The following is a 21366-nucleotide window of genomic DNA, read 5'->3' as shown; positions in this document are numbered from 1 at the left end:
TTTCGATGCCAATGCTCGCCTGTCGTGGCTCGCTGTGGCCTATAGCAGCCACTCGATAGGCAGGATGGAGAAGAACCAGACGCTCATGCGCTGGTTCCAGCTGGTGTTCGGCTCGGTGTCGTAGCGAACGACCGTATCGCCGTCAAGGCGTGTCCAGTAGAGCTTGCCGTTTTCGTCCAGATGCGCCTGCCAGGCGAGCTGCGGCACGCGCGTCCAGAACGCTTTTTCGATCTGGGTGGCGAGCACGGGGCTGTCGATCACGAGCCCGAGTTCGGTATTGAGATTGGCCGAACGCGGGTCGAAATTCACTGAGCCGACGAATACGCGCTCCGCATCCACGGCGAAGGTTTTGGCGTGCAGGCTCGAGCCCGAGCTGCCAAACGGACCGCTGCCAGCGCCTTTGCCCTTCTCTTTGCCGGCCGCGCTCCGCAGCTCGAACAGCTCCACGCCGCCTTCGAGCAGCGCCACGCGGCGCCGCGCATAGCCGGAATGAACGGCGGAAACGTCGGTGGCTTCCAGCGAGTTCGTCAGCACGCGCACGGTCACGCCCTGGGCGGCAAGCTGGGTGAAGTATTCCGTGCCCACCTTGCCCGGCACGAAGTACGGCGACACCAGATCGAGTTCACGGTGCGGATCGCCCACGATCTCATGCAGTTGGCTGAGGATCAGCGTGTCTTTGGGCGCCGTGCCTAGCGCTTTCGCCGGGTCGTCGCTGACCAGTTGCGTCTTCGCCCATTCGAGCGGCAGCGTGCCGTCCAGCAGACGGCGTACGTCGGTGGTCTTGCGCAGCGATTCGATGTATTCCGCGGCGTCAGGATCCGTGCGCGCGGCTAGCGCTGCGCGATCGAGCGTGTCGAGCGCATCGGGCGCCGTGTACGGCAGGATTTGCGACGCGGGGTATGACGAGGCGCTGGCCCAGTAACGGTCGAAGTCGTGCGCGACATCGGTGGCGGCAGGGCCGATGGCCAGCACGTCGAGATCGGCGAACACTACGCCGTCGGTCGCGCCGTAATATTCGTCGCCGACATTGCGTCCGCCCAGAATGGTCGCCACGCCGTCCGCCGTGAGCGACTTGTTATGCATGCGCCGGTTCAGGCGCGAGAAGTCGGTGACAAAGCCGATGTATTTGGGCCTGCGCGTGACGAACGGATTGAAAAGGCGCACCTCGATGTTGGGATGCACGTTCAGTGCGGCGAGCGTGGGGTCCAGCGAGGACGGAATGCCGTTGTCGTCGAGCAGCAGGCGCACGCGCACGCCCCGGTCGGCAGCCTCGCGCAGTTCTTCGAGCAGCAGCGTGCCGGTGAGATCGTCGCGCCAGATGTAGTACTGGACGTCCAGCGTACGCTGGGCGGCGCGCACGAGCGCCACGCGCGAGGCGAAGGCGTCGAGCGGATTCTGGAGCGCGTCGATGCCGGTGAAGTCGGGGTGGGTCGCGAGTTCGGACGCTACGGCCGCGCCAAGTTGAGTCGATCGCGCTTGCTCTGCCGTGAGCGCCGTGGTTTGCGTGCGCTCGCCGAGCGGCGGCAATTCCTGACACGCGGCAAGACAGGTGGCAAGCGCGATGGCGCATAGCCGCAGCGTCGTGGCGCTCAGTTTCGGCAACCCGTTTGCAGTCAGCGCGATGAGCGATCTTTGCATGGAGCGTTCGCTTTTCCGTGTCGATCCCGCTTCGAGGCGCGAAGCGCGGGGCTTCGCGAGTGGGCGTGCAACGACGTTAGCTTACGCGATTGGCGTGGCAGGCACCACGCCAGGCGTCCAGCTTCGGGGCGAACGCGTTGGGAGACGCGCTTAGTGTGCCTGGTGCGCTAAGTGTCCTTAATGCGCGTCGAGCGCGGCTTGGGCGCGGGCGCGCGAGTCTTGTGCCGACTGGTTGCGCTCGGTTCGTGCGTCGCGCGCTTCCTGCTTGAAGGTCTGCCGCGCTTCCGCGGTCCGGGCGCGCTGTTGCCGGTTGGCTTCGCGAACTTCCATGCGCTTCTGAACGATCGGGTCGCTGTGCGTCACCGTGGCGGGGGACGGGCCTTCGTTGCCTGCCGGTGCGGCGGTTTGTGCGAACACCTGGCCCGCAAACAGGGCGCTGATCACGATGGCGACGACGGCAACGGTGCGAGTTCTGACTTTCATACGTTTTTCTCCGGCAAGTAAGTTTGGATGACTAACTAATTCTCATGCTCCGGTAAGAGCGAGAGCGGGGCCTGTCGAGCGATGAGAGGCGGGTAGCCTCGACTGCTCTTGTTTTTCAGAGCTTTCATTTTACTTTCGGGTTGAGTCGGGTCAACCCAGGCGCGGCTCTAACGACATGGTTGTGCGCCCGCGACGCGCCTGTTCATAGGCCACTGAGGAATGTGCATGACAGATGGTCGCAGCAACGCGTTCTGTCACCGACGCAGCATGTCTGCAATCGTTTGTGTGAGCAACGTCTGCTTGTGCGCTTTCCGGTGAATCATGCCCACCGTGCGGAGGAACGGCCGGCAGGGTAGAGGCACGAGCCGCAAATTTGGATCGCTGCGCCATTTGCCGCCTTGCAGAACGGGCAGCACGCTCACGCCCACGTCGTTGCGCACCAGCGAGACGATCGTTTCGATCGAGTTCAGCTCCAGATATTCAAGCGGTTCGATACCCAACTCGGTCAGCGCGTGGTCGATCACGACGCCCGTCGGCACGCGCCGGTCGAAGCGCAGGAAGCTGCGCTCGCGCAGGATGCGGCGCGCATCGTCGCCGGGGGTCGCGCGGCTCGTGACGAGCATCAGCGGTTCTTCGTAGAGCGGCGACCACGCGAGCGACTCGTGCAGCGAGCCATCGGCACTGCCGACCACGACGGCGAGGTCCACGTCGCCGTCTTCGACCATGCGCGCCAGTTCGTTCGAACGCGCCGAGGTGAGGCGCACTTCGAGCTCCGGGTGGCCGGTTTTCAGATGCGCGACGGCCAGCGAGAGCGCGCCGATCACCGAGACCACCGCGCCGATGATGATCGAGCCTCGCATGGTGTCGCCGGCACTGGCGGGCAACTCGTCGATCAACGCGAGAATGTGCTCGACCTTCGCGCAGATCTCGCGGCCTTCGCGCGTGAGGGCGACCTGGCGCGCGCGGCGGTCGAAGATCTGACGGCCGAGCGCTTCCTCGAGTCCACGCATCTGCAGACTCACGGCCGCCTGCGTGAGCGCGGTTTTCTCGGCGGCCGTGGCGAACGACCCGCTGCGCGCGACCGCCTGCAGAGTGCGCAGCATGCGTAGGGTGAGCATGTAAATAAAACTTAAGTAACGAGAATAAAATATTAATATTTTTTTGCCAGATCCTTCAAGATAATCGATAGATCAGCTCGAGCCGTGCGCGCCGCAACTGAATGCGGCGGTGCGCGGCCGCCGCTATCGTTCATCAGTTCATTACCGGAATTCGAACTTCCATGACGCGCTTCAACTGGCAAAACCCCTATCCGACGCCGCGCCTGCCGGTGTTCGCCCGCAATATCGTTTCCACCTCGCATCCGCTCGCCGCGCAGGCCGGACTGCGCATGCTCTGGAAGGGCGGGAATGCCGTCGACGCGGCGATCGCCGCCGCAGCCGCCATTACCGTGGTCGAGCCGGTATCGAATGGCCTTGGCAGCGACTGCTTCGCGCTCGTCTGGGACGGCGCGAAGCTGCACGGCCTGAATGCGTCGGGCAATGCGCCGGCGGCGTGGAGCGTCGATTATTTCCGCCGCAAGTACGGCGAGGAGAACGGCCTCGCGAAGCAGCCCAAGCGCGGCTGGGACACGGTGACCGTGCCGGGCGTGATCGCGGGCTGGGAAGCGCTGCATACGAAGTTCGGCAAGCTGCCGTTCGCGGACCTCATGGAGCCGGCCATCGAGATCGCAGAGCGCGGCCATGCGGTGGCGACCATCGTCACGCGCAAATGGCAGGCGGCGATTCCCGAGTTGCACAATCAGCCGGGCTTCGCCGAGACCTTCATGCCGCACGGTCGCGCGCCTGAAGTGAGCGAGCGCGTGTGCTTCCCCGGCCATGCCGCCACACTGCGGCGCCTCGCGAAACACGGCCCGCGCGACTACTACGAAGGTGAACTCGCCGAGCGCATCGCCGCGTTCGCGCGCGAAGGCGGCGCGGCGCTCACGCTCGACGACCTGCGCAACTATCGTCCGGAATGGGTCGAGCCGATCGGCAAGAATTATCGCGGCTACACCGTGCACGAGATACCGCCGAACGGGCAGGGCATTGCCGCGCTCATCGCGCTTGGCATTCTCGAGCAGTTCGACATGGGCTCGCTCGCGCTCGACAGCCTCGAATCGCAGCATCTGCAGATCGAGGCCATGAAGCTCGCGTTCGCCGATGTCTATCGCTATGTTGCCGATCCGCGTTCGATGGAAGTCACGCCCGAGCAGATGCTCGACGACGCCTACCTCAAGGAGCGTGCGAAGCTGATCGACCCGAAGCGCGCAACGCAGTTCGACTTCGGCATGCCGCGCTCGGGCGGCACGATCTATCTCTCCGCCGTGGACGAGCACGGCATGATGGTGAGCTTCATCCAGTCGAACTACATGGGCTTCGGTTCGGGCGTGGTCGTGCCGGGCACGGGTATCGCGCTGCAGAACCGCGGCTGCGGCTTTTCGATGGACCCGGTCTCGCCGAACGTCGTCGAAGGCGGCAAGCGCCCGTTTCACACCATCATTCCGGCGTTCCTCACGCAGCAGGTGGATGGCCGCCAGGAGGCGGTCATGAGCTTCGGCGTGATGGGCGGCGACATGCAGCCGCAAGGGCATTTGCAGTCGGTCGTGCGCATGCTCGACTACGGCCAGCAGCCGCAGGCCGCGTGCGACGCGCCGCGCTGGAAGGTCAACCGCGACTTCACGCTCGATATCGAATCGACCTTCAACCCGCAAACGGCGCGCGCACTGCAAGGGCTCGGCCACGAGATCAAGGGCATCGACGATCCGTACATGGACTTCGGCTCGGGCCAGTTCATCTGGAAGCTCGATCGCAACGACCCCGAGCGCGGCTATGTGGCCGCGAGCGATACACGTCGCGACGGGCTAGCAGCGGGCTTTTAAGCGGCGCGCAACGTGTGCCGCGAGCGGGAATGCCTCGCTCGCGGTTCACGGCCAACAATGAGTAGACCAAATAAAAATGGAGGAGACTGACATGGAGACCGGTTCAGCGGTTTCGAGAGCGCCGCTCAGCCGCGGCATGGTGCGCCGCATCGTGTTCTCCTCGTCGATCGGCAATGCGCTGGAGTGGTTCGACTTTCTCGTGTACGGCTACTTCGCGCCCATGATCGCGAAGCAGTTCTTTCCCGTGCACGACGAATGGCTCTCCACGCTGCTCGCGGTCGGCACCTTCGGCATTTCCTTCCTCATGCGCCCGCTCGGCGCGATCGTGCTGGGCATCTACGGCGACCGCAAGGGGCGCAAGGCGGCGCTCACGCTTGCCATCGCGCTCATGATGGCCGGCACGCTCGCCATGGCGGTCATGCCGCCGTATGCGTCGATTGGTATCGCGGCGCCGCTTCTGATCCTGCTTGCGCGACTCGTGCAGGGCTTCGCGGTGGGCGGCGAATTCGGCAGCGCGACGGCGTTCATGGTCGAGCACAGCGCCGCAAAGCGCGGCTACTACGCGAGCTGGCAGTTCGCGAGCCAGGGCGCGGCGGCGATTCTCGCGGCGTCGTTCGGCGGCGTGCTCGCATGGTGGCTGCCGCCCGAGCAACTGCAGGCGTGGGGCTGGCGCGTGCCGTTCTTCTTCGGGCTCGTGCTCGGGCCTGTGGGCTGGTATATCCGCTCGCATCTGGACGAGACGCCCGAATTCCTCGCGAACCAGCAGGCGCAGAGCACACAAGATGCGCACGCAACGAAGGAGCCGGGGCTCGGCCGCCAATGGGTGAACCTGCTGCTTGCGGTGGGCATCGTTGCGCAGTCCACCGTCGGCGTGTATATCCTCCAGCTCTACATGCCGATGTACGCGGTGAAGCAGCTCCATATGGCGGCGGCGACGTCGTTCGGCGTGGTCGTGCTCAATGGCGGCCTGCAGTTCGTGCTCTCGCCGGTCATGGGTGCGCTCTCGGACCGCATCGGGCGCATTCGCATCATGCTGACCACGTCGATCCTGCTTGCTTCGCTCACCTATCCGATGTTCGCGCTCTTGCAGCGCCACCCCACGCTTGGCTGGCTGCTCGTGCTCCAGGGCGCGGCGGGGATCTTCAAGGCAGCCTATTCGGGCCCGATGCCCGCGTTGATGTCGGAAATCTTTCCCGTGCGCGTGCGCTCGGCGGGGCTTTCCATCGCGTATAGCGTTGGTGTGACGCTCTTTGGCGGCTTCGCGCCGACGATTGCCGAAGTGCTGATTCACGTAACGGGCGATACGCTCGCGCCCGCGTATTACGTTTCGGTCGCCGCCGTGATCTCGGGTGTTTCGCTCGCGATCGTGGGTTGGCGCACAATGCGGCAGGCTTCGATGCGAGCCACGCTCGCGAGCTGATGCACAGAACTCCGAACTGACCCGATTGCTGGTGCGCCCGCAGAATTGCCCTTTAAAACAGGGCGTGAATGCGGGCGCGGTTTTTTTTGTGAATGCTTCATGACTTCCTGCGGACCTCGCTGAAGCATCACGAAAGAGGTGATATAGTCGCCCCCTTACCGCCGCCGTCCGGCGGGGCGAGCATTACGTTTTGTCAGGTTTTGGGAGAAGTATATGGCAGTCGAGTATCGTGGCTTTCGAGTCACTGTCGATGCGAAAGCAGACGCGACGGACACGCAATGGCTGTGCCGCGCGGTTATGGAAGGTGTCGATGCACAAGTGGAAACGGCGAAGCTGCCTTCCGTGGAGCTTGCCATTCCCAAGCTGAAGATCGATGTGCTGATGGCGCTCAGCGTGGTCGAGCAGTCGGCCAAGCAAGCCGTCGATGAATTTTGGCACGCGAAGCAGCCGGAAATGGCCTGATGTTTCAGGCGCAGGCAATCCCGATGCGATTGCCGCGCCTTGCGCTCAACGCGCGGTCACTACCGCAGTGACCCCCGCAGTGACCCCATTGCGCGGCTTGCCTTCGTAATAAGCCGCAATATTCTCGACGAGTTGATCCGCAAGCGCCTGCATGGCTTCATCGCTCGCCCACGCAACGTGGGGTGTGAGGATGAACGCCGGGTGCGAGACGATGGCCTGGAACGGATGATCGGCAGGCAGCGGTTCCTGCGTCACGACATCGAAACCCGCGCCTGAAATCGCGCCGGATTGCAGTGCGTCCACCAGCGCCGCTTCATTCACGAGTCCCCCACGCGCCGTGTTGATCAGCAAGGGCCGCCGCTTCATGCGCGCGAACGCCGTGGCGTCGATCAGATCGCGTGTTTCCGCCGTCAGCGGACAGTGCAGCGTGATGATGTCGCTTTCCTCTAGCAGCGTTTCGAGCGGCACATAGCCCGCTTGCGCGTCGTTGCGCGTTTTGCGCGCGGCGAACCGCACGCGCAGGCCGAGCGCGCGCCCCATTTGTGCGACCGCTTGCCCGAGTGCGCCGTCACCAATGACGCCGAGCGTCGAACCTGCGAGATTGCGAATCGGATAATCGAAAAAGCAGAACTGCCCCGATTCGAGCCAGCGGCCGGCGCGCACGGCGTCGCGATACGCGGCCAGGCTGCGGCGCAGCGCGAATATCAGCGCGAACGTATGCTCCGGCACGCTGTTGCCGGCGTAGTCGCGCACGTTGCTCACGACGATGCCGCGCGCCGCGCACGCAGGCAGATCGACGTTGTCCGTGCCCGTGGCCGCGATGGCGATCATGCGCAGGCGTGTCGCGCCGGCCAGCGCCTCTTCAGTGATGCGCGCCTTGTTCGTGATGACGATGTCGGCGTTGCGGATGCGTGCGGCGACTTCTTCGGGCGCGGTGCGCTCGAACGTTTCCAGTGTGTGATCGAAAGGCAGCGGGCGAAGCTGCGTCTGGGGCGCGAGTGTCGCGCGATCGAGAAAAACGACGTGCATGGATTCCGGCCTGAGCGAAAGAGGGGCAGTACGTGTATTGTCGCGCACCGGGCGTCAGGGTGGTTTGCCCGATCCGCCAGCTGACTTTCCGATGAGGAAATTCACAGCAATGCCGAGCAGGATGCGAAACCGACCGGCGCCTCCAGTGCTCTCGCAGCCTTTCCATTTGCTCAAGCCAGATTGAGCAAGCATCGATTATCAAAGGGTGCGGTCGGGTTCATCATGTCTCCCACAGTCAGTCGCAGTCAGTGAGGAGACACAGCCATGCCACGACCACTCGAAGGAATCCGCGTGCTGGAGCTCGGGCAGCTCATCGCGGGTCCGTTTGCCGGCCGCATGCTCGCCGAATTCGGCGCGAGCGTCATCAAGGTGGAGCCGCCCGGCGTGGGCGACCCGCTGCGCAAGTGGCGTCTGCTGCACGACGGCACGTCGGTCTGGTGGGCTGCGCAGTCGCGCAACAAGGAATCCATCACGCTCGATCTGCGCACGCCCGAAGGGCAGAACGTGATTCGCCGTCTCGTCGCGCAAACCGACGTGCTGATCGAAAATTTCCGCCCCGGCACGCTCGAAGGCTGGGGCCTCGGCTGGGACGAACTCAGCGCCATCAATCCCGGCCTCATCATGCTGCGCGTCTCGGGCTATGGGCAGACGGGACCATATCGCGACCGGCCCGGCTTCGGCGTGGTCGCGGAAGCGATGGGCGGCCTGCGCCACCTGAGTGGCGAGCCCGAGCGCACGCCGGTGCGTGTCGGCATCTCGATCGGCGATTCGCTTTCCGCGCTGCATGGCGTGATTGGCATCCTGCTCGCGCTGCGGCACCGCGAGCAGCAGGGCGGCAAGGGCCAGGTCGTGGACGTCGCGCTCTACGAGTCGGTCTTCAACATGATGGAAAGCCTGTTGCCCGAGTATTCGGTGTTCGGCGCCGTGCGCCAGCCGGCCGGCAGCAGCCTGCCCGGCATCGCGCCGAGCAACGCCTACCGCTGCAGCGACGGCAAGTACGCGCTGATCGCGGGCAACGGCGACAGCATCTATCGGCGCCTGATGGAGCTGATCGGGCGCCCGGACCTCGGCAACGATCCCGCGCTCGCGCAGAACGACGGACGGGTCGCGCAGGTCGAGCGCATCGACGCCGCGATTGGCCAGTGGACTGCGCGCCAGTCGCTCGGCGAGGTGCTCGCGGCGCTCAACGAAGCGCGCATTCCGGCAGGGCGGATCTACGACGTCGCGGACATCGCGGCCGATCCGCATTACCATGCGCGCGAAATGATCGTGGACGACACCTTGCCCGACGGCACATCGGTGCAGGTGCCGGGCGTGGTGCCCAAGCTGTGCGCAACACCCGGCACGATCGAGCGCAGCGCGCCGAAGCTCGGCGAGCATACCGACACGGTGCTGGAATCGATAGGCGTGCACGCCGCAACGCGCGCAGCATGGCGCGAGCGCGGCCTGATCTGAACGGAGAGCGGCAAGATGGGAATCGGACATAACGAAAGCTTCAAGGGCAAAGTGCTGTATCTCAACGAAGTCGCGACACGCGATGGCTTCCAGAACGAAGCCGCGTTCATCGACACCGACGACAAGATCGCGCTGATCAATCGCCTGAGCGCATGTGGCTACGCGAAGATCGAGGTGACCTCGTTCACGTCGCCCAAGGCGATTCCCGCGCTGCGCGACGCCGAGGCGGTGATGCACGGCATCGAGCGCGTGCCGGGCGTGGTCTACACGGTGCTCGTGCCGAACGTGCGCGGCGCGGAGCGCGCGCTGTCGTGCAACGTGAATGAAGTGAATCTCGTGATGTCGGTGAGCGAGACCCACAATCGCACGAACTTGCGCATGACGCGCGAGCAGTCGTTCGCGCAGCTGCGCGACGTGATCGATGCGGTGCGCGGCACGGGCGTGGCGATCAATGTTTCGCTCTCCACAGCAATGGGATGCCCGATGCAAGGCGACGTGCCCGTTGAAGACGTGCTCGGCTGGATGCGGCGTTTCGCCGAACTGGGCGTGCAGGGCGTCACGCTGTGCGATACGACCGGCATGGCGTATCCCGCCCAGGTGCGTGCGCTGTGCGAGCGCGCTTCGCAGGCGTTTGGCGCGCTCGAGCTTACGCTGCATTTCCACAATACGCGCGGCATGGCGCTTGCCAATACGCTCGCCGCGCTCGATGCGGGCATCGTGCGCTTTGACGCCTCGCTTGGCGGCCTGGGCGGCTGTCCGTACGCGCCGGGTGCGAGTGGCAACGTGTGCACGGAAGAACTCGTGCACATGCTCGAACTCGACGGTTACGACACCGGTGTCAATCTCGCCGCCGTGCTCGACGCCGCCGCGCTGTTGCCTGGCCTGATCGGCCACGACGTGCCGAGCCAGATTCTCAAGGCCGGCCGCCGACTCGACCTGCATCCGGTTCCCGAACTGACGCAAGGCATGCCCGTACAACGGGCATTCTCATGACAAGGAGCGAAGAATGGCGTTGATCGACCACCTCGACCATCTGGTGCTGACCTGCGTGGACCCCGAGGCCACGAAGCACTTCTATACGGAAGTGTTGCAAATGCAGCTGGAAACCTTCGGTGCGGGGCGGCTTGCGTTTCGTTTCGGCAACCAGAAGATCAATCTGCATGTGCGCGGTGCGGAATTCGAGCCGAAGGCGCATGTGCCGGTGCCGGGCGCGCTCGATCTGTGCTTCATCGCTTCGGTGCCGCTCGACGCGGTGATCGCGCATCTCGCGCAAAAGCACTGGCCGATCGTCGAAGGTCCGGTGGAGCGCACAGGCGCGACGCAGAAAATTCGTTCCGTTTATGTGCGCGACCCGGACCTGAACCTCATCGAAATCTCCGAGCTGATTTAGGCCGACCCAGCCATTTCGCCAGTTTTCGCCGTTGAACCGGGGGGCGCCGGCGCAGCGGCGAGCACTCCGGCCCGCGTGGCCGGTACGCGGACGTGCATTCCGGCACGTCCGCCTCTCCACCCAACGCTCCGTACTTCCTCCCGAGCCCGCGATGCAGGACAATCGTCTCTCGCGCGGCCTTGTCCCATTCATCATGGTCAATCCACTTCACTTCGATCTGCAGTCGCTGCGGGTCTTTCTGCTCGTCGCGGAACATGGCAGCCTCACCAAGGCCGCCGAGCACGGGCAGCTCACGCTATCGGCCGTCAGCAAGCGCATTGCCGAGCTTGAAAGCGTGACCGATTGCGCCTTGTTCATTCGCCGCGCGCGCGGTGTGGACCTCACGCCTGCGGGCCACGCGCTGCTCGAGCACGCCACGCGCGTGGTCGATCAGGTGAATCGCATGGCCACCGAAATGAGCGACTACGCCGCCGGTGTGCGCGGGCATGTGCGCATGTGGGCGAATACGTCGGCGATCGTGCAGTTCCTGCCCGTCGACCTCGCGTGCTTCCTGAATGAGCATCCAGGCATCAAGGTCAGCCTCGAAGAACGGCTGAGCCACGAAATCGTCGAGGCGCTCGGCGCAGGCAAGGCCGACCTCGGGGTGTTCGCCGACAACGTGCCCGCGCCCGGCATCGAGCGGCGGCTCTATCGCCGGGACGAACTCGTGCTGCTCGTACCGCGCAACCATCGCTTTGCCGAACTCGACGTCATCCGTTTCGCCGATACGCTCGACGAAGACTACGTGGGCCTGAGCGACGGCAGCTCGCTGCTCGCGCGCATGACGGACGCGGCGTTCGCCATCGAACGGTCGCTGAAGCTGCGCATCCAGGCTTCGAACTTCGACGGTGTGTTCCGCATGATCGAAGCGGGGCTCGGTATCGGCGTGCTGCCGCGCGACGCGGTGAGCGACGAGCGCGGCAAGGCCGGCGTCGTCAAGATCAAGCTGGCGGACATGTGGGCCACGCGCACGCTGTGGGTGGGGATGAAGGCGGACAGCGCGCCGAGCTCGGACATCTTGAGCCTGTTCGACTACATGTCGGCGCGCGCAGTGCAATGAAAACCGGGGCGGCCCCGCATGACGCGGCGGCCGCCCCGATGATCGAGCAACGCTCGAGGTATCAGCCGGTCAGACCGGATTGATTTCGTCCTGGCTGCGGCGCGTAGTGAGCGGGCCAAGCGCACGCAGGGTGACGGCGACGATGGCCAGCGCGGCGGAGATCACGCCGAACATCGCGATCGGGCCGTGCTGCGTAAGCACCGGCAACAGGATGAACGGCAGGGCGCTGCTCATGATGCGCGAGAGCGAGTACGTGCTGCCGATTGCGGTCGATCGCACGCTGGCCGGGAAAATCTCGGCTTGGTACACGTGATAGGCGTTGCTGAATACATTCGACGCACAGGTCGTCAGTACGCCGAAGCATACGATCAACGCAGCCTGCCCGGAATACGCGAAGCCAAGCCCGAAAATCGCAATGGAAATGAGCGAGGCGATCACGAGTGTGCGACGCTCGATCCAGTTGAGCAGCGGCACGGAGAGCAGCGAGCCGATCGGGTAGCCGAGAAACGAGAGCGCCACGAACAGCGTGCTGCCGGTTACGTCGATGCCGCGGCTTTTCACGACCACGCCTGCAAGCGTGCCGAAGCCGTAGTAGCCGAAGGCCTGGAACAGGTGAAACACGACGAGCATGAGGTACCGTTTGTCATAAGGCGCACGACGCAGCACGGCGATGCGCTCGGAGAGGCGCAGCGGGTGCTGGCGCGTTTGCGGCTCGGCGAAGCGCTTGGGCATCTGCGCGCCGGCGCTTTGCGCGAAGCGGCCCAGCATCGCATAGGCTTCGTCCGCGCGGCCTTGCGCCAGCAGCCAGCGTGGGCTTTCGGGCAGACGATGCTGCACGGCCAGCACGAACAGGGCGCCCAGGCTGCCGATGGCGAGAATGATGCGCCATCCCGCGATGCCGCCCAGGTGCAGCGGGTTGAGCCAGACCGCGAGGAAGCCGACCAGCGGCACTGCGACATACGAGGTGGTATAGGCCCACGCAGCGAGCCGGCCGCGCTTTTCTTTCGGCAGAATCTCCGAGAGGAACGTGTCCGCCACGGGATAGATCGCGCCCACGCCCACGCCGGTCAGAAAGCGGCAGGCCACGAGCATGGTGGCGTTCACGGAGAATGCGGCGAACAGCGAGAACGCGCTGTACCACACGAGCGTGAACAGGAAGGCGCGGCGCCGGCCGATGCGGTCGGCGAGACTGCCGAGAAAGAGCGAACCGAAAAACATGCCGACGAAGGCCGAGGCGAGCAGGAGCTTGAACGCGAGGCTGTGCGCGTCGAGCCCATACTCGTTTTGCAGCGCGGCGCCGATCGAGCTGACGAGAAAGATCTCGTACATGTCGAAGAAAAGGCCAATGCCGATCACCCACACCACGAAGCGATGCAGCGCGCCCACGGGCATGTCGTCCATGAAGCTGCTGAGCGTGACGCCTTGGGGGCTTTGAAGCGGGGCTTGCGCGGTTAGCGGGCGGCGTGGCGCTTCGCCCGGCGCGCTGCCGCCGAGGTCCAGGGGATGGCTGTTCATGCTGTCTCCAGAATTTTTGATGCCGCGCCATGAGCCGCGGTTGGGGCGCAAATCCGTACGAACGGTACGGAAGAGGCGTGATGGCAAGTGTGGGAGATTTTCGCGAGCGCGAAAATTGAGGATGCGTGAAGCGTGCTTTCCTGCGGGGAAAGGCTAGGTGAGGGGCGGCGGTCCCATCACCCAGACCTGGACTTCGTTACGGCGCGCACTGCTGCAGCGCTTGCGTTTGAGCAAGGGGATCGATCAATCCCGAACGCAGCGAAAACCCGCATAAACGTATTGGTAGCGCGGCTGGAACCAGTTGCGGAACGTCGGCCGCAACATGCATTGCGCGGTGCGCGGCGACCCGCCTTTCATTGCGTAGTGCTGACCGTCGAAGAAGTTAGCCGAATAGCCCTCGTAGAACGGGAACGCCTTGAAACCGGGCAGCGGCCCGAAGAGCGTGGAGGTCCATTCCCAGCCGTTGCCGTACAGGCCTTCTACGCCCCACGTGCTGGCGCTGTGGGGCGTGGCATCGACGGCCACCGGGTTCCAGTTGCGGAAATCGAAGTTGTCGGTGTGGCCGGGCAGCGCACCGTGCGCCGCACGCTGCCACTGCGCCTCGCTCGGCAGCGCCATGCCGCGCCAGCGCGCAAACGCGCTGGCTTCGGCGTGGCTCACGTACACGGGCCACGCAAGCGGCAAGGCGATGTCTTCGAACATCGTGCGCAGTCGCCAGCCTTCGTGGCCGCGCGACCAGAACACGGGGTGCGCCACATGCGTGCTTTCCTTCCAGGACCAGTCGGCGTCGTTCCAGATTTCGCGCCTGTTGTAGCCGCCGTCCTCGATGAATGCGAGAAACGCGCCGTTCGTCACCATGTAGCGGTCGATCTCGAATGCCGGTACGTCGACCTGCTGCTCGCCGAACTCGTTGTCCCAGCCGAATAGTCCACGCTCGGCGGTCATGCCGAGTTCCGTGCGGCCCGCGGGCACCTGCACGGTCCCAGCCTCGACCGTATGGAGCGGGTCGGCGAGTACGCCCGCGGCGGCGGGCGCCTGCTTTTGCTCGAACGGCAACTGGTGGAGCATGTAGGCGAGTGTTTCGACATGCATGAGCCGATGTTCGATTGCGACATTCAGCAACTGACCCGGCGTGTCGTGATTCGAGGCGTCGGGCGGCAAGTCGAGCGTCGCGAGCTGTGCGTCGATGCGGCTGCGGGCGTCGCGTCCGTAGGCCAGGACTTCAGCGAGGTCGGGCCAGTCGGCGGGCGTATCGGTCGGCAGGCCGCCATCGACGGGATCGATGCCGAATGCGAACAGCTGGTCGAGACGCGCATCGGCGGTGGGCAGATCGAACAGACGCTTGTCGAAGAGGTTACGGTCAAATGCTTCCAGATGACCGATATAGAACACGATGCGGTGACGTTCGCGAATAGGCCGCTCGTAGAGAAACTCGGGCTTGACGACGTTGAAGAGCGCGTCGCTGGCGCTGCGCGCCGCTTCAAGGCGAGCAGCGAGCGTGGGCGATTGCGGGAGAGGCATTTCGGCGATTCTCCTTGCGTAGGCGTAGAACGAGACTTTAACGCTGCGCAGGAGTTGTGCCAACGGCGATGCCGCGCCGGTGAGGCGCGGCACGGGCAACCCGGGTGGCCGGGCCGCCCGGGGTTTGCCGCGAATTACAGGTGCCGCAGACCTTCGAGATCGATGATGCGGATCAGCTTGCCCTGTGCGTCGATCAGGCCGCGCTTTTGAAATCTCGACAGGGTGCGGCTTACCGTTTCGAGCGTCATGCCGAGATAGCTGCCCATGTCCTCACGCGTCATGCGCAGGTTGAACTCGGCGTGCGAGTAGCCGCGCTGGCCGTTGCGCTCGGACACGTCCAGCAGGAACGCGGCGACGCGTTCGTCGGCGGAGAGCGAGCCGAGCACCATCATTTGCGACGATTCGCGGATAAGCTGCTCGCTCATGAGGCGGTGCAGCCGGTCTTGCATGGCGCCGGTTTCGCGGCACAAATGCTTGAGCGCCGAGTAGGGAATGATGCAGACCGAGCTGTCTTCGAGCGCCACGGCGCTGCAGGTGTGAAAGCCCGTGCTGATGCCGTCGAGGCCGAGCGGGTCGCCGGCCAGGCGCAAGCCGGTGACCTGCTCGCGGCCGTCGCGATGCGCCATGACCGTCTTGAGCGAGCCGGAGCGTGCGACGTAGAGATTGTCGAACGCGTCGCCGGCGCGGTACACGGCTTCGCCGCGCCGTACGCTGCGCGCGGAGCAGATCAGCGCTTCGAGTTTGGGCAGGTCGTCGAGGGTGAGGCCCTGGGGCATGCACAGGTGCCGCATGGCGCAAACCGAACAGCGCGTGGACGTGCGCGGTGCCGTCACGGGCGTGCGATTGCTGCGGCGCACAGTGGTATGGGAAACGACGTTAGGATTCAGCATCGACAATGCTCCTTTGATCTCTGTCCAGGCATTGTCTACCGGGGTCGAATCTCAGATTGGTGGCAAAGTGACGCGCTTTTGAGATGCTTGGTGTTGCGCCTTGTCAGAAGGCGCTTGCGCGCCGTCTGACGGAGCGCAAGCGACTCTTCAATAACGTGCAAAACAGCGTGCACGTAATGTGACTACTGGTCGGCATTTCCCGCGGCTGACGGAATGAGGAGGACAGGCAGGGTGGACTGCCGCACGCAGCGTTCGGCAACGCTGCCGAGGATGAGGCGCTGGAAACCGCGGCGGCCGTGCGTGCCCATGACGATCAGGTCGGAGCCTTCGGTCTTCGCGGCGTTGAGCACGAGCGTCGGGACGTCGTCGAGCGAGGAGGCTTCGCCCGTGAGCATGGCGCCTTGCACGCCGCGCTCGCTCATTGCCTTGTTCATGTCCTCTGCGAGTTCGTTGCCCTGGGCGATCATCTGGTTGCGCAGGATCGAAGGATCGTAGCCGGGCGCGTCGAAATACATGGGTGTGTTCTCGATCACGTAATACGGCTGCAGGGTCGAGCCCATGGCCTTCGCCAGGTCGAGCGCGGCTTCGAACGCGCGGCGCGACGTGGCGCTGCCGTCGACGGCGACAAGAATGCGTTTATACATAAGACCTCCTCTGTGAGTGGGATCGAGAAATCGCGCGGCCTCGGGCGATGCCATGACGAGGTGGGCGCGGCGTGTCGTGACTGTCGAAAAGCTTAATGGATCGCAAGTAAAGATGCAGTCGGACTGTATGAAATGTGGAAGGAGCGGGAAGGAAGATCAAGTGGGTTGCGTCGGAATACCGCAGGGGCCACCAGGATTCCATTGGCTATTTCGTCATGTTGCACGCGCACCGTCATACCGCTATCGTTGCCTCTTTTTCGCTGCGCGCAGTCTTCCCTCCCGTGAAATCTTCCTCCGCTAACCTGCCGTTTCGCGACGCGTTGCTGGCCATGCTCGGCATCGGCCTCGTCAACATGCTCGTCGCACTCGATCAAACCGTTGTCAGCACCGCTTTGCCCTCGATCGTCGCCGAACTGCACGGCTTCGAGTTCTATGCCTGGATCGCGAGCGCCTACCTGCTGGCCTCGGTCGTGACGGTGCCCGTGTTCGGCCGGCTCGGCGACTACTTCGGCCGCAAGCGCTTCGTGATTGCCGCCGTGATCGTGTTCACGGTGGCCTCCGTGCTGTGCGGACTCGCGACCGACATGCGTTTTCTCGCGGCGGCGCGCGCGTTGCAGGGCGTAGGCGGCGGGATGATGGTGGGCACGGCGTTCGCCTCGATTCCCGATCTCTTCCCCGACCCGCGCGCGCGGGTGCGCTGGCAGGTCGTCATGGCGGCCGCCTACGGCATCGGCACGGCGGCGGGGCCGTCGCTGGGTGGCTGGCTCAGTGAGCATTTTGGCTGGCGCTCGACCTTTCTCGTCAATCTGCCGGTTGGCGTGCTTGCACTTTATTTCATCTGGGCGCATCTGCCGCGCTACCAGCCGGCGCGTACCGGCGACGTGCGCATCGACTGGACGGGTGCCGCGCTCGTCGCGCTGGTGCTGGGCGCGTTCCAGACCTTGATCGAGGCGGTGCCCAAGAGCGGCCTGACGACGGGCAACGCCGCGCTGGCGGTGGCGGTACTCGCCGGCGCTGCGCTATTGCTCGCCTGCGAACGCCGCGCGACGCACCCGATCATTCCGCTCGACCTGTTCCGCGATCCGCAGCTCGTGACGCTATTTACGCTCTCGACGCTCTCGGGCTTCGTGATGTTCTCGCTGATCTTTTTCGCGCCGCTGCTCCTGCAGGGCGGCTTCGGGCTGTCGCCCCAGCAGGCGGGCCTGCTCGCCACGCCGATCGCCGCCTGTATCGCGCTAGGCAGCCTGATCAATACGCGTATCGTGATCCGGCTGCGCAAGCCCACGACGATTCTGACGGTCGGCTTCAGTCTGCTGGTCGCGGCATCCGCCGGTCTTGCCTTCGCGTCCCGCAACACGGAGCACCTCTGGCTCGAGCTGGCGATGTCGGCCGTGGGTATCGGGCTCGGCTTCATTCTGAACAATCTGAACGTGTTCGGCCAGGAGATTGCCGGTCGGGAGCGTTTCGGCATCACGACCGCCTTGCTGCAATCCACGCGCATGGTTGGCGGCATGCTCGGCACCAGCGTCGTGGCGACGATCGTCAACCATCGCTATGCGGCCGGCGTGGGGGATGCGCTGGCGGTGATCGGCGCGCCACTGGAGCAGCGCTGGCAGCCTCAGCTCGCCGATCCGCGCGTGCTGATCGACCCGTCGCTGCGCGAGGGCCTGGTTGCGCAGATGAAGGCGGCGGGGCTCGACGGCGCGGCGCTGATCGATGCCGTGCGCCACGTGCTGGTCGACGCAATCCATCTGGGAATCGGCCTGACCGGCTGCGCGGCGCTCGCAGCGGCGCTGTGCGTGGGGCGCATTTCCCACATCCGCTTCAGCCGGAGCGCCTCGGTGGCGCAGAAAAGCGGCGAGCCGAGGGCCGACGAGGTCAAAGCCGATTAAGGCCGGGCACGTTTGGGTTCAGGCGGCGCGCCAGGGTGTTTATTTTTAATTTGTCAGACAAAAACAACAGTCCACATCGCTGAGCGTGGAAATCCGCAGCACCCAGCCTGCGCGAATCCGTCTCTGCGCGGCGCCGCGCTCAAGCGGCGTGCGCCATCGCGCCGAATAGCGCGTGGTGCGTTTGCTGGCTCATCGCGATTTCCAGCGCGACGGCATTTTCCACGCCAATGCGCATCGGCGCGCCAAGCCGGGTCAGTTCGATGCCCGTGCGGCGCAGCAGGCGCTCCATGGGCGTCGTGGTGACCGTCACATAGCTGCTGATGCCCGAGCGGTCGGCGAACGAGACAACGGCGCGCATCGCGTTCATGGTCACGTCGGCGAAGCCGAAAGCCTGGTCGTTGCCCGACTCGATGGCGAAGCGGCTCAGCTCCCAGATGTTGCGGGCCGTGGGCGCAGCCTTGCCCTGGAGCAGTTGCGGGAAGGTGTCGCGCAACATGTTCGGGCCCTCGGTGGGCATCATGCGCCAGCAGCCGCGCACGTGGCCCGTGCCGTCCTGAATCAGCATGTAATGGGGCCCGAGCGCGTCGTAGCCGTCGATTTCCATCCCCGCGATGGTAGGAATGTCCCAGCCCATGCGGTCGCGGAACACGCGCGCGCGCAGCCGGTACATCTCATTGATGTCCTCATTGTCGAAATCCTGTCTCTGTCCGATCCGTATCGCAGCTTGCATGACAACTCTCCCGATTTGTGTGGAAGCGCGGCAGTACGGTTCGAAAGCTATGCGTTATGAATATAAAAAAACACCTATCTAGATAGGTAGGTGCGCAGATAGGGCCTCTTAAGGAGAATCAGTTCCGCGGCAGTCACTCATCAGGCATATCTGACAGCGAGAGTCATCATGGAACTTATGGGCAATCAATGGCACTCGGGTGCGAGCACCATGTCGTCCTCCGGAGATTTGTCTTCGGTCGTCGACCGCGTCCTGATCATTGCGTATCGGAAGAAGAAGAAAGAAAGCCAGCGCCGCTTCTGGGCGCGCTTCGGCGTGACGCAGTCGCGCGGCAGCCGGTTCGAGTCGGGCGCGGAGATTCCGCCGCCGGTGTCGATCCTGCTCGGGCTGTATTTCAACAAGACGATTTCGGACGGCGACCTTGGCCGTGCCGAGCGCGTGTTGCGCGGCGAAGCACCGATGGTGCTTAGCCCGGGTCAATAAGACCCATCTGCGTCGCAATCACGGCGGCCGCCCGCCGTGAGTTGACGCCGAACTTCCCGCGAATGTTCTTCATGTGGAAGTTCACGACGGCCTCAGAGCAATTCAGGATGTGAGAAATTTCCCAAGTGGACTTGCCTAGCGCAGTCCACTTGAGGCATTCCTTTTCCCGTGGCGTGAGCTTGGGAATCAGCGACTGGGCGTGGTCGTTCAGGTGCCGCTGGCTCGTGTCCAGCACGAGATCGCGCAGCAGCACGAGATTCGGCAACGCGCGGTTCACGTCCTCCCAGAAGTTGTCCGTGGGATTGGCGTCGTTGACGAAGCACAGCATGCCCACTTCCTGGCGCGGGCCATGGATCGGCAGCGTGATGCCTGCGCGCAGCCCGTACGAGCGGGCCTCCTCATACATCGATTGTTGCTGCTCGGTCGCGAAAAGCTCCGGCGACCAGATGAGCGGCGCCGAGCGCGTTGTGCAATGCGACACGGTAGGGTCGAAGTAGGCCATGCCGTGGTCGTTGTACGTCTGCCGCCAGGCGGCCGAATAGTTCGTGCGGATAAACGCGTCCTCGAGCCTCATGCCCGGGCGCGGCAGGATAGCCAGCATGAGCTGGCTGAATCCCCACGAACTGGCGAGCTTCGCCACCGCGTCGAACCACGCTGCCTCTTCGGGCGCGTCGAGCACGGGCGACATCTGCTCAATAAAATGTAGAGGCACGTTCAACACTCTCCATCAGCGCTGGGCGAGATCGCGGGGCAAGCCCTCAGACACTCGCTCCTCGCTTCTTATGATGTAAGAATTTATCACTAAATTCCTATCCGATCCCCCCTCGTCTGCAATCCTTCCGCCTTGTGGGGTCATTTCTGTCGGATTTCGGTGACATTGGAGAGAATTTCTGCATTTCCTGAACAAGCGCACCGGTCTGCACCAAAGCATTGCACCGGCACTGAAATAAAGCTGGGCGGCATTTCGAAAGCGGCAAAAGCGTGCATCTCGCCGCGATAATGCCGTCGATTTATCCGCTTTCATTTATTTTCAGGCTTTTCATTTCCACTTTTAACCGCACTCGACTGAATACTGGCTGAATCCGCCAGTGCGTCGATATCGCCTGGATAATCGCAAATGGTTCGCCGCACAACGGGCGGCGAACCATCGTTCAGGGCTTGCGCAGCAGCTCGATCACGCGCGTCGGCCGCATGTGGTTGAGCGCGAAGTGCAGGCGCCCGGGGCTGCGGCGCACACCCGCTTCGCGCTCGGCGTCGCGCTGCCAGTCGTAGAAGTCGCTGGGCGCTTCAGGCGCGCTCATGCCGAGGTCGACGAGTTCGTATCCGGACTCGAGCGCGATCGGCAGCCGGTGCACGTCCTTGCGGCTGTCAAAGCCCGCCAGGCCGTCCCCGGCTTCGGGCACGCTGTTGACGAGCGTGGCGTTCGTGGTCGTCACTTCGTCCGGGCAGATGTAGCCATCGCCCGCGAGGCGCGCAGCTTCGCGGTTCTTGCCATCGGTGTCGACCGAGCTATCGTGCGTGCGGTCGTTGTGGAGTTCGGCGCTGCGCGGCCGCGACGGCGACGCGCTCACGTCTCCCACATTCGCTTTTTGCATGTCGTTAGGACGATTCATGATTCTTCCTCCTTGGAAGATCGGGGTGCCTGCGTTCAGCAGGCAAGTCCGCAAACGCTGTTCCGCTGCAGCGCCGCACCCTTGAATCGGGGTGAAAAGCAAGCCGGTTCGCCAGGAGAACGCCTCCAGCGATTTTGCATTTTTTTCGTTGGTTTGGCCTTTTTCCCAGGAGTATGATCCTCTTT

The 21366-nt window shown here is 64.2% G+C and carries 20 protein-coding genes; 9 read left to right on the top strand and 11 right to left on the bottom strand.

Features of this window, described 5'->3' with window-relative positions:
• Positions 1-39: 39 nt before the first annotated feature.
• The 3 genes from U5A57_RS30970 to U5A57_RS30960 all read right to left on the bottom strand — a co-directional run bounded on the left by U5A57_RS30970 (position 40) and on the right by U5A57_RS30960 (position 3239).
• The gene (locus U5A57_RS30970; RefSeq protein WP_321915482.1) at positions 40-1638 is read right to left on the bottom strand and encodes a phospholipase D family protein; all 1599 of its coding nucleotides are present in this window, start codon (positions 1636-1638) and stop codon (positions 40-42) included.
• Between the two features lie 177 nt (positions 1639-1815).
• Complete coding sequence (locus tag U5A57_RS30965; RefSeq protein ID WP_321915481.1) at positions 1816-2121, bottom strand: hypothetical protein; 306 nt, start codon at positions 2119-2121, stop codon at positions 1816-1818.
• 254 nt (positions 2122-2375) lie between these two features.
• Positions 2376-3239, bottom strand: a complete 864-nt coding sequence (locus tag U5A57_RS30960) for a LysR substrate-binding domain-containing protein (RefSeq protein ID WP_321915480.1) — start codon at positions 3237-3239, stop codon at positions 2376-2378.
• A gap of 161 nt (positions 3240-3400) precedes the next feature.
• On the opposite strand from U5A57_RS30960, the gene U5A57_RS30955 reads away from it, so the two are divergent.
• From U5A57_RS30955 to U5A57_RS30945, 3 genes are all read left to right on the top strand, one after another.
• Entirely contained in the window at positions 3401-5038 is a 1638-nt protein-coding gene (locus U5A57_RS30955) for a gamma-glutamyltransferase family protein (RefSeq protein ID WP_321915479.1), read from the top strand.
• 91 nt (positions 5039-5129) lie between these two features.
• A complete protein-coding gene (locus U5A57_RS30950; RefSeq protein WP_321915478.1) occupies positions 5130-6458 on the top strand; it encodes an MFS transporter in 1329 nt (442 codons plus the stop codon).
• 213 nt (positions 6459-6671) lie between these two features.
• Positions 6672-6920 carry a hypothetical protein gene (locus U5A57_RS30945; RefSeq protein WP_321915477.1) on the top strand — a complete coding sequence of 83 codons (249 nt, stop codon included), beginning with the start codon at positions 6672-6674 and terminating at the stop codon, positions 6918-6920.
• Positions 6921-6965: 45 nt separating this feature from the next.
• Here U5A57_RS30945 and U5A57_RS30940 read toward each other — a convergent pair whose 3' ends face one another.
• Positions 6966-7949, bottom strand: coding sequence for a D-2-hydroxyacid dehydrogenase (locus U5A57_RS30940; RefSeq protein WP_321915476.1), 984 nt, complete (start codon positions 7947-7949; stop codon positions 6966-6968).
• A 264-nt stretch (positions 7950-8213) separates the two neighbouring features.
• On the opposite strand from U5A57_RS30940, the gene U5A57_RS30935 reads away from it, so the two are divergent.
• From U5A57_RS30935 to U5A57_RS30920, 4 genes are all read left to right on the top strand, one after another.
• Entirely contained in the window at positions 8214-9404 is a 1191-nt protein-coding gene (locus tag U5A57_RS30935) for a CoA transferase (protein WP_321915475.1), read from the top strand.
• Between the two features lie 15 nt (positions 9405-9419).
• Positions 9420-10397, top strand: coding sequence for a hydroxymethylglutaryl-CoA lyase (locus U5A57_RS30930; protein WP_321915474.1), 978 nt, complete (start codon positions 9420-9422; stop codon positions 10395-10397).
• A 13-nt stretch (positions 10398-10410) separates the two neighbouring features.
• Entirely contained in the window at positions 10411-10794 is a 384-nt protein-coding gene (locus tag U5A57_RS30925; protein ID WP_321915473.1) for a VOC family protein, read from the top strand.
• Positions 10795-10987: 193 nt separating this feature from the next.
• Positions 10988-11893, top strand: a complete 906-nt coding sequence (locus U5A57_RS30920; RefSeq protein WP_321915500.1) for a LysR family transcriptional regulator — start codon at positions 10988-10990, stop codon at positions 11891-11893.
• Between the two features lie 69 nt (positions 11894-11962).
• On the opposite strand, the gene U5A57_RS30915 is transcribed toward U5A57_RS30920, so the two are convergent.
• From U5A57_RS30915 to U5A57_RS30900, 4 genes are all read right to left on the bottom strand, one after another.
• Complete coding sequence (locus U5A57_RS30915; protein ID WP_321915472.1) at positions 11963-13408, bottom strand: MFS transporter; 1446 nt, start codon at positions 13406-13408, stop codon at positions 11963-11965.
• Between the two features lie 243 nt (positions 13409-13651).
• On the bottom strand, positions 13652-14929 hold the full coding sequence (locus tag U5A57_RS30910) for an SUMF1/EgtB/PvdO family nonheme iron enzyme (RefSeq protein WP_321915471.1): 1278 nt from the start codon (positions 14927-14929) through the stop codon (positions 13652-13654).
• A gap of 134 nt (positions 14930-15063) precedes the next feature.
• On the bottom strand, positions 15064-15819 hold the full coding sequence (locus U5A57_RS30905) for a helix-turn-helix domain-containing protein (RefSeq protein WP_415764778.1): 756 nt from the start codon (positions 15817-15819) through the stop codon (positions 15064-15066).
• Positions 15820-16001: 182 nt separating this feature from the next.
• On the bottom strand, positions 16002-16463 hold the full coding sequence (locus U5A57_RS30900) for a universal stress protein (RefSeq protein WP_321915470.1): 462 nt from the start codon (positions 16461-16463) through the stop codon (positions 16002-16004).
• 329 nt (positions 16464-16792) lie between these two features.
• Between U5A57_RS30900 and U5A57_RS30895 the strand changes: the two genes are divergently transcribed.
• A complete protein-coding gene (locus tag U5A57_RS30895) occupies positions 16793-18355 on the top strand; it encodes an MFS transporter (protein ID WP_321915498.1) in 1563 nt (520 codons plus the stop codon).
• A gap of 139 nt (positions 18356-18494) precedes the next feature.
• Here the strand turns inward: U5A57_RS30895 and U5A57_RS30890 are convergent, their stop codons facing one another.
• Positions 18495-19085: an acyl-homoserine-lactone synthase gene (locus tag U5A57_RS30890; protein ID WP_321915469.1), complete on the bottom strand. Its 591-nt coding sequence runs from the start codon at positions 19083-19085 to the stop codon at positions 18495-18497.
• 168 nt (positions 19086-19253) lie between these two features.
• Between U5A57_RS30890 and U5A57_RS30885 the strand changes: the two genes are divergently transcribed.
• Positions 19254-19568, top strand: coding sequence for an XRE family transcriptional regulator (locus U5A57_RS30885; RefSeq protein WP_415764775.1), 315 nt, complete (start codon positions 19254-19256; stop codon positions 19566-19568).
• Here the strand turns inward: U5A57_RS30885 and U5A57_RS30880 are convergent.
• Together U5A57_RS30880 and U5A57_RS30875 are read right to left on the bottom strand one after the other, a co-directional pair.
• Entirely contained in the window at positions 19552-20256 is a 705-nt protein-coding gene (locus U5A57_RS30880; protein ID WP_321915496.1) for a LuxR family transcriptional regulator, read from the bottom strand. The genes U5A57_RS30885 and U5A57_RS30880 overlap by 17 nt on opposite strands.
• A gap of 463 nt (positions 20257-20719) precedes the next feature.
• Positions 20720-21181 (bottom strand): DUF3005 domain-containing protein, encoded by a 462-nt coding sequence (locus tag U5A57_RS30875; protein WP_415774680.1) that lies wholly within the window; start codon positions 21179-21181, stop codon positions 20720-20722.
• Positions 21182-21366: the final 185 nt, after the last annotated feature.

Source organism: Paraburkholderia sp. J11-2, from assembly GCF_905220185.1.
GTDB lineage: Bacteria > Pseudomonadota > Gammaproteobacteria > Burkholderiales > Burkholderiaceae > Paraburkholderia.
This window is presented reverse-complemented; position numbering and strand designations above follow the sequence as displayed.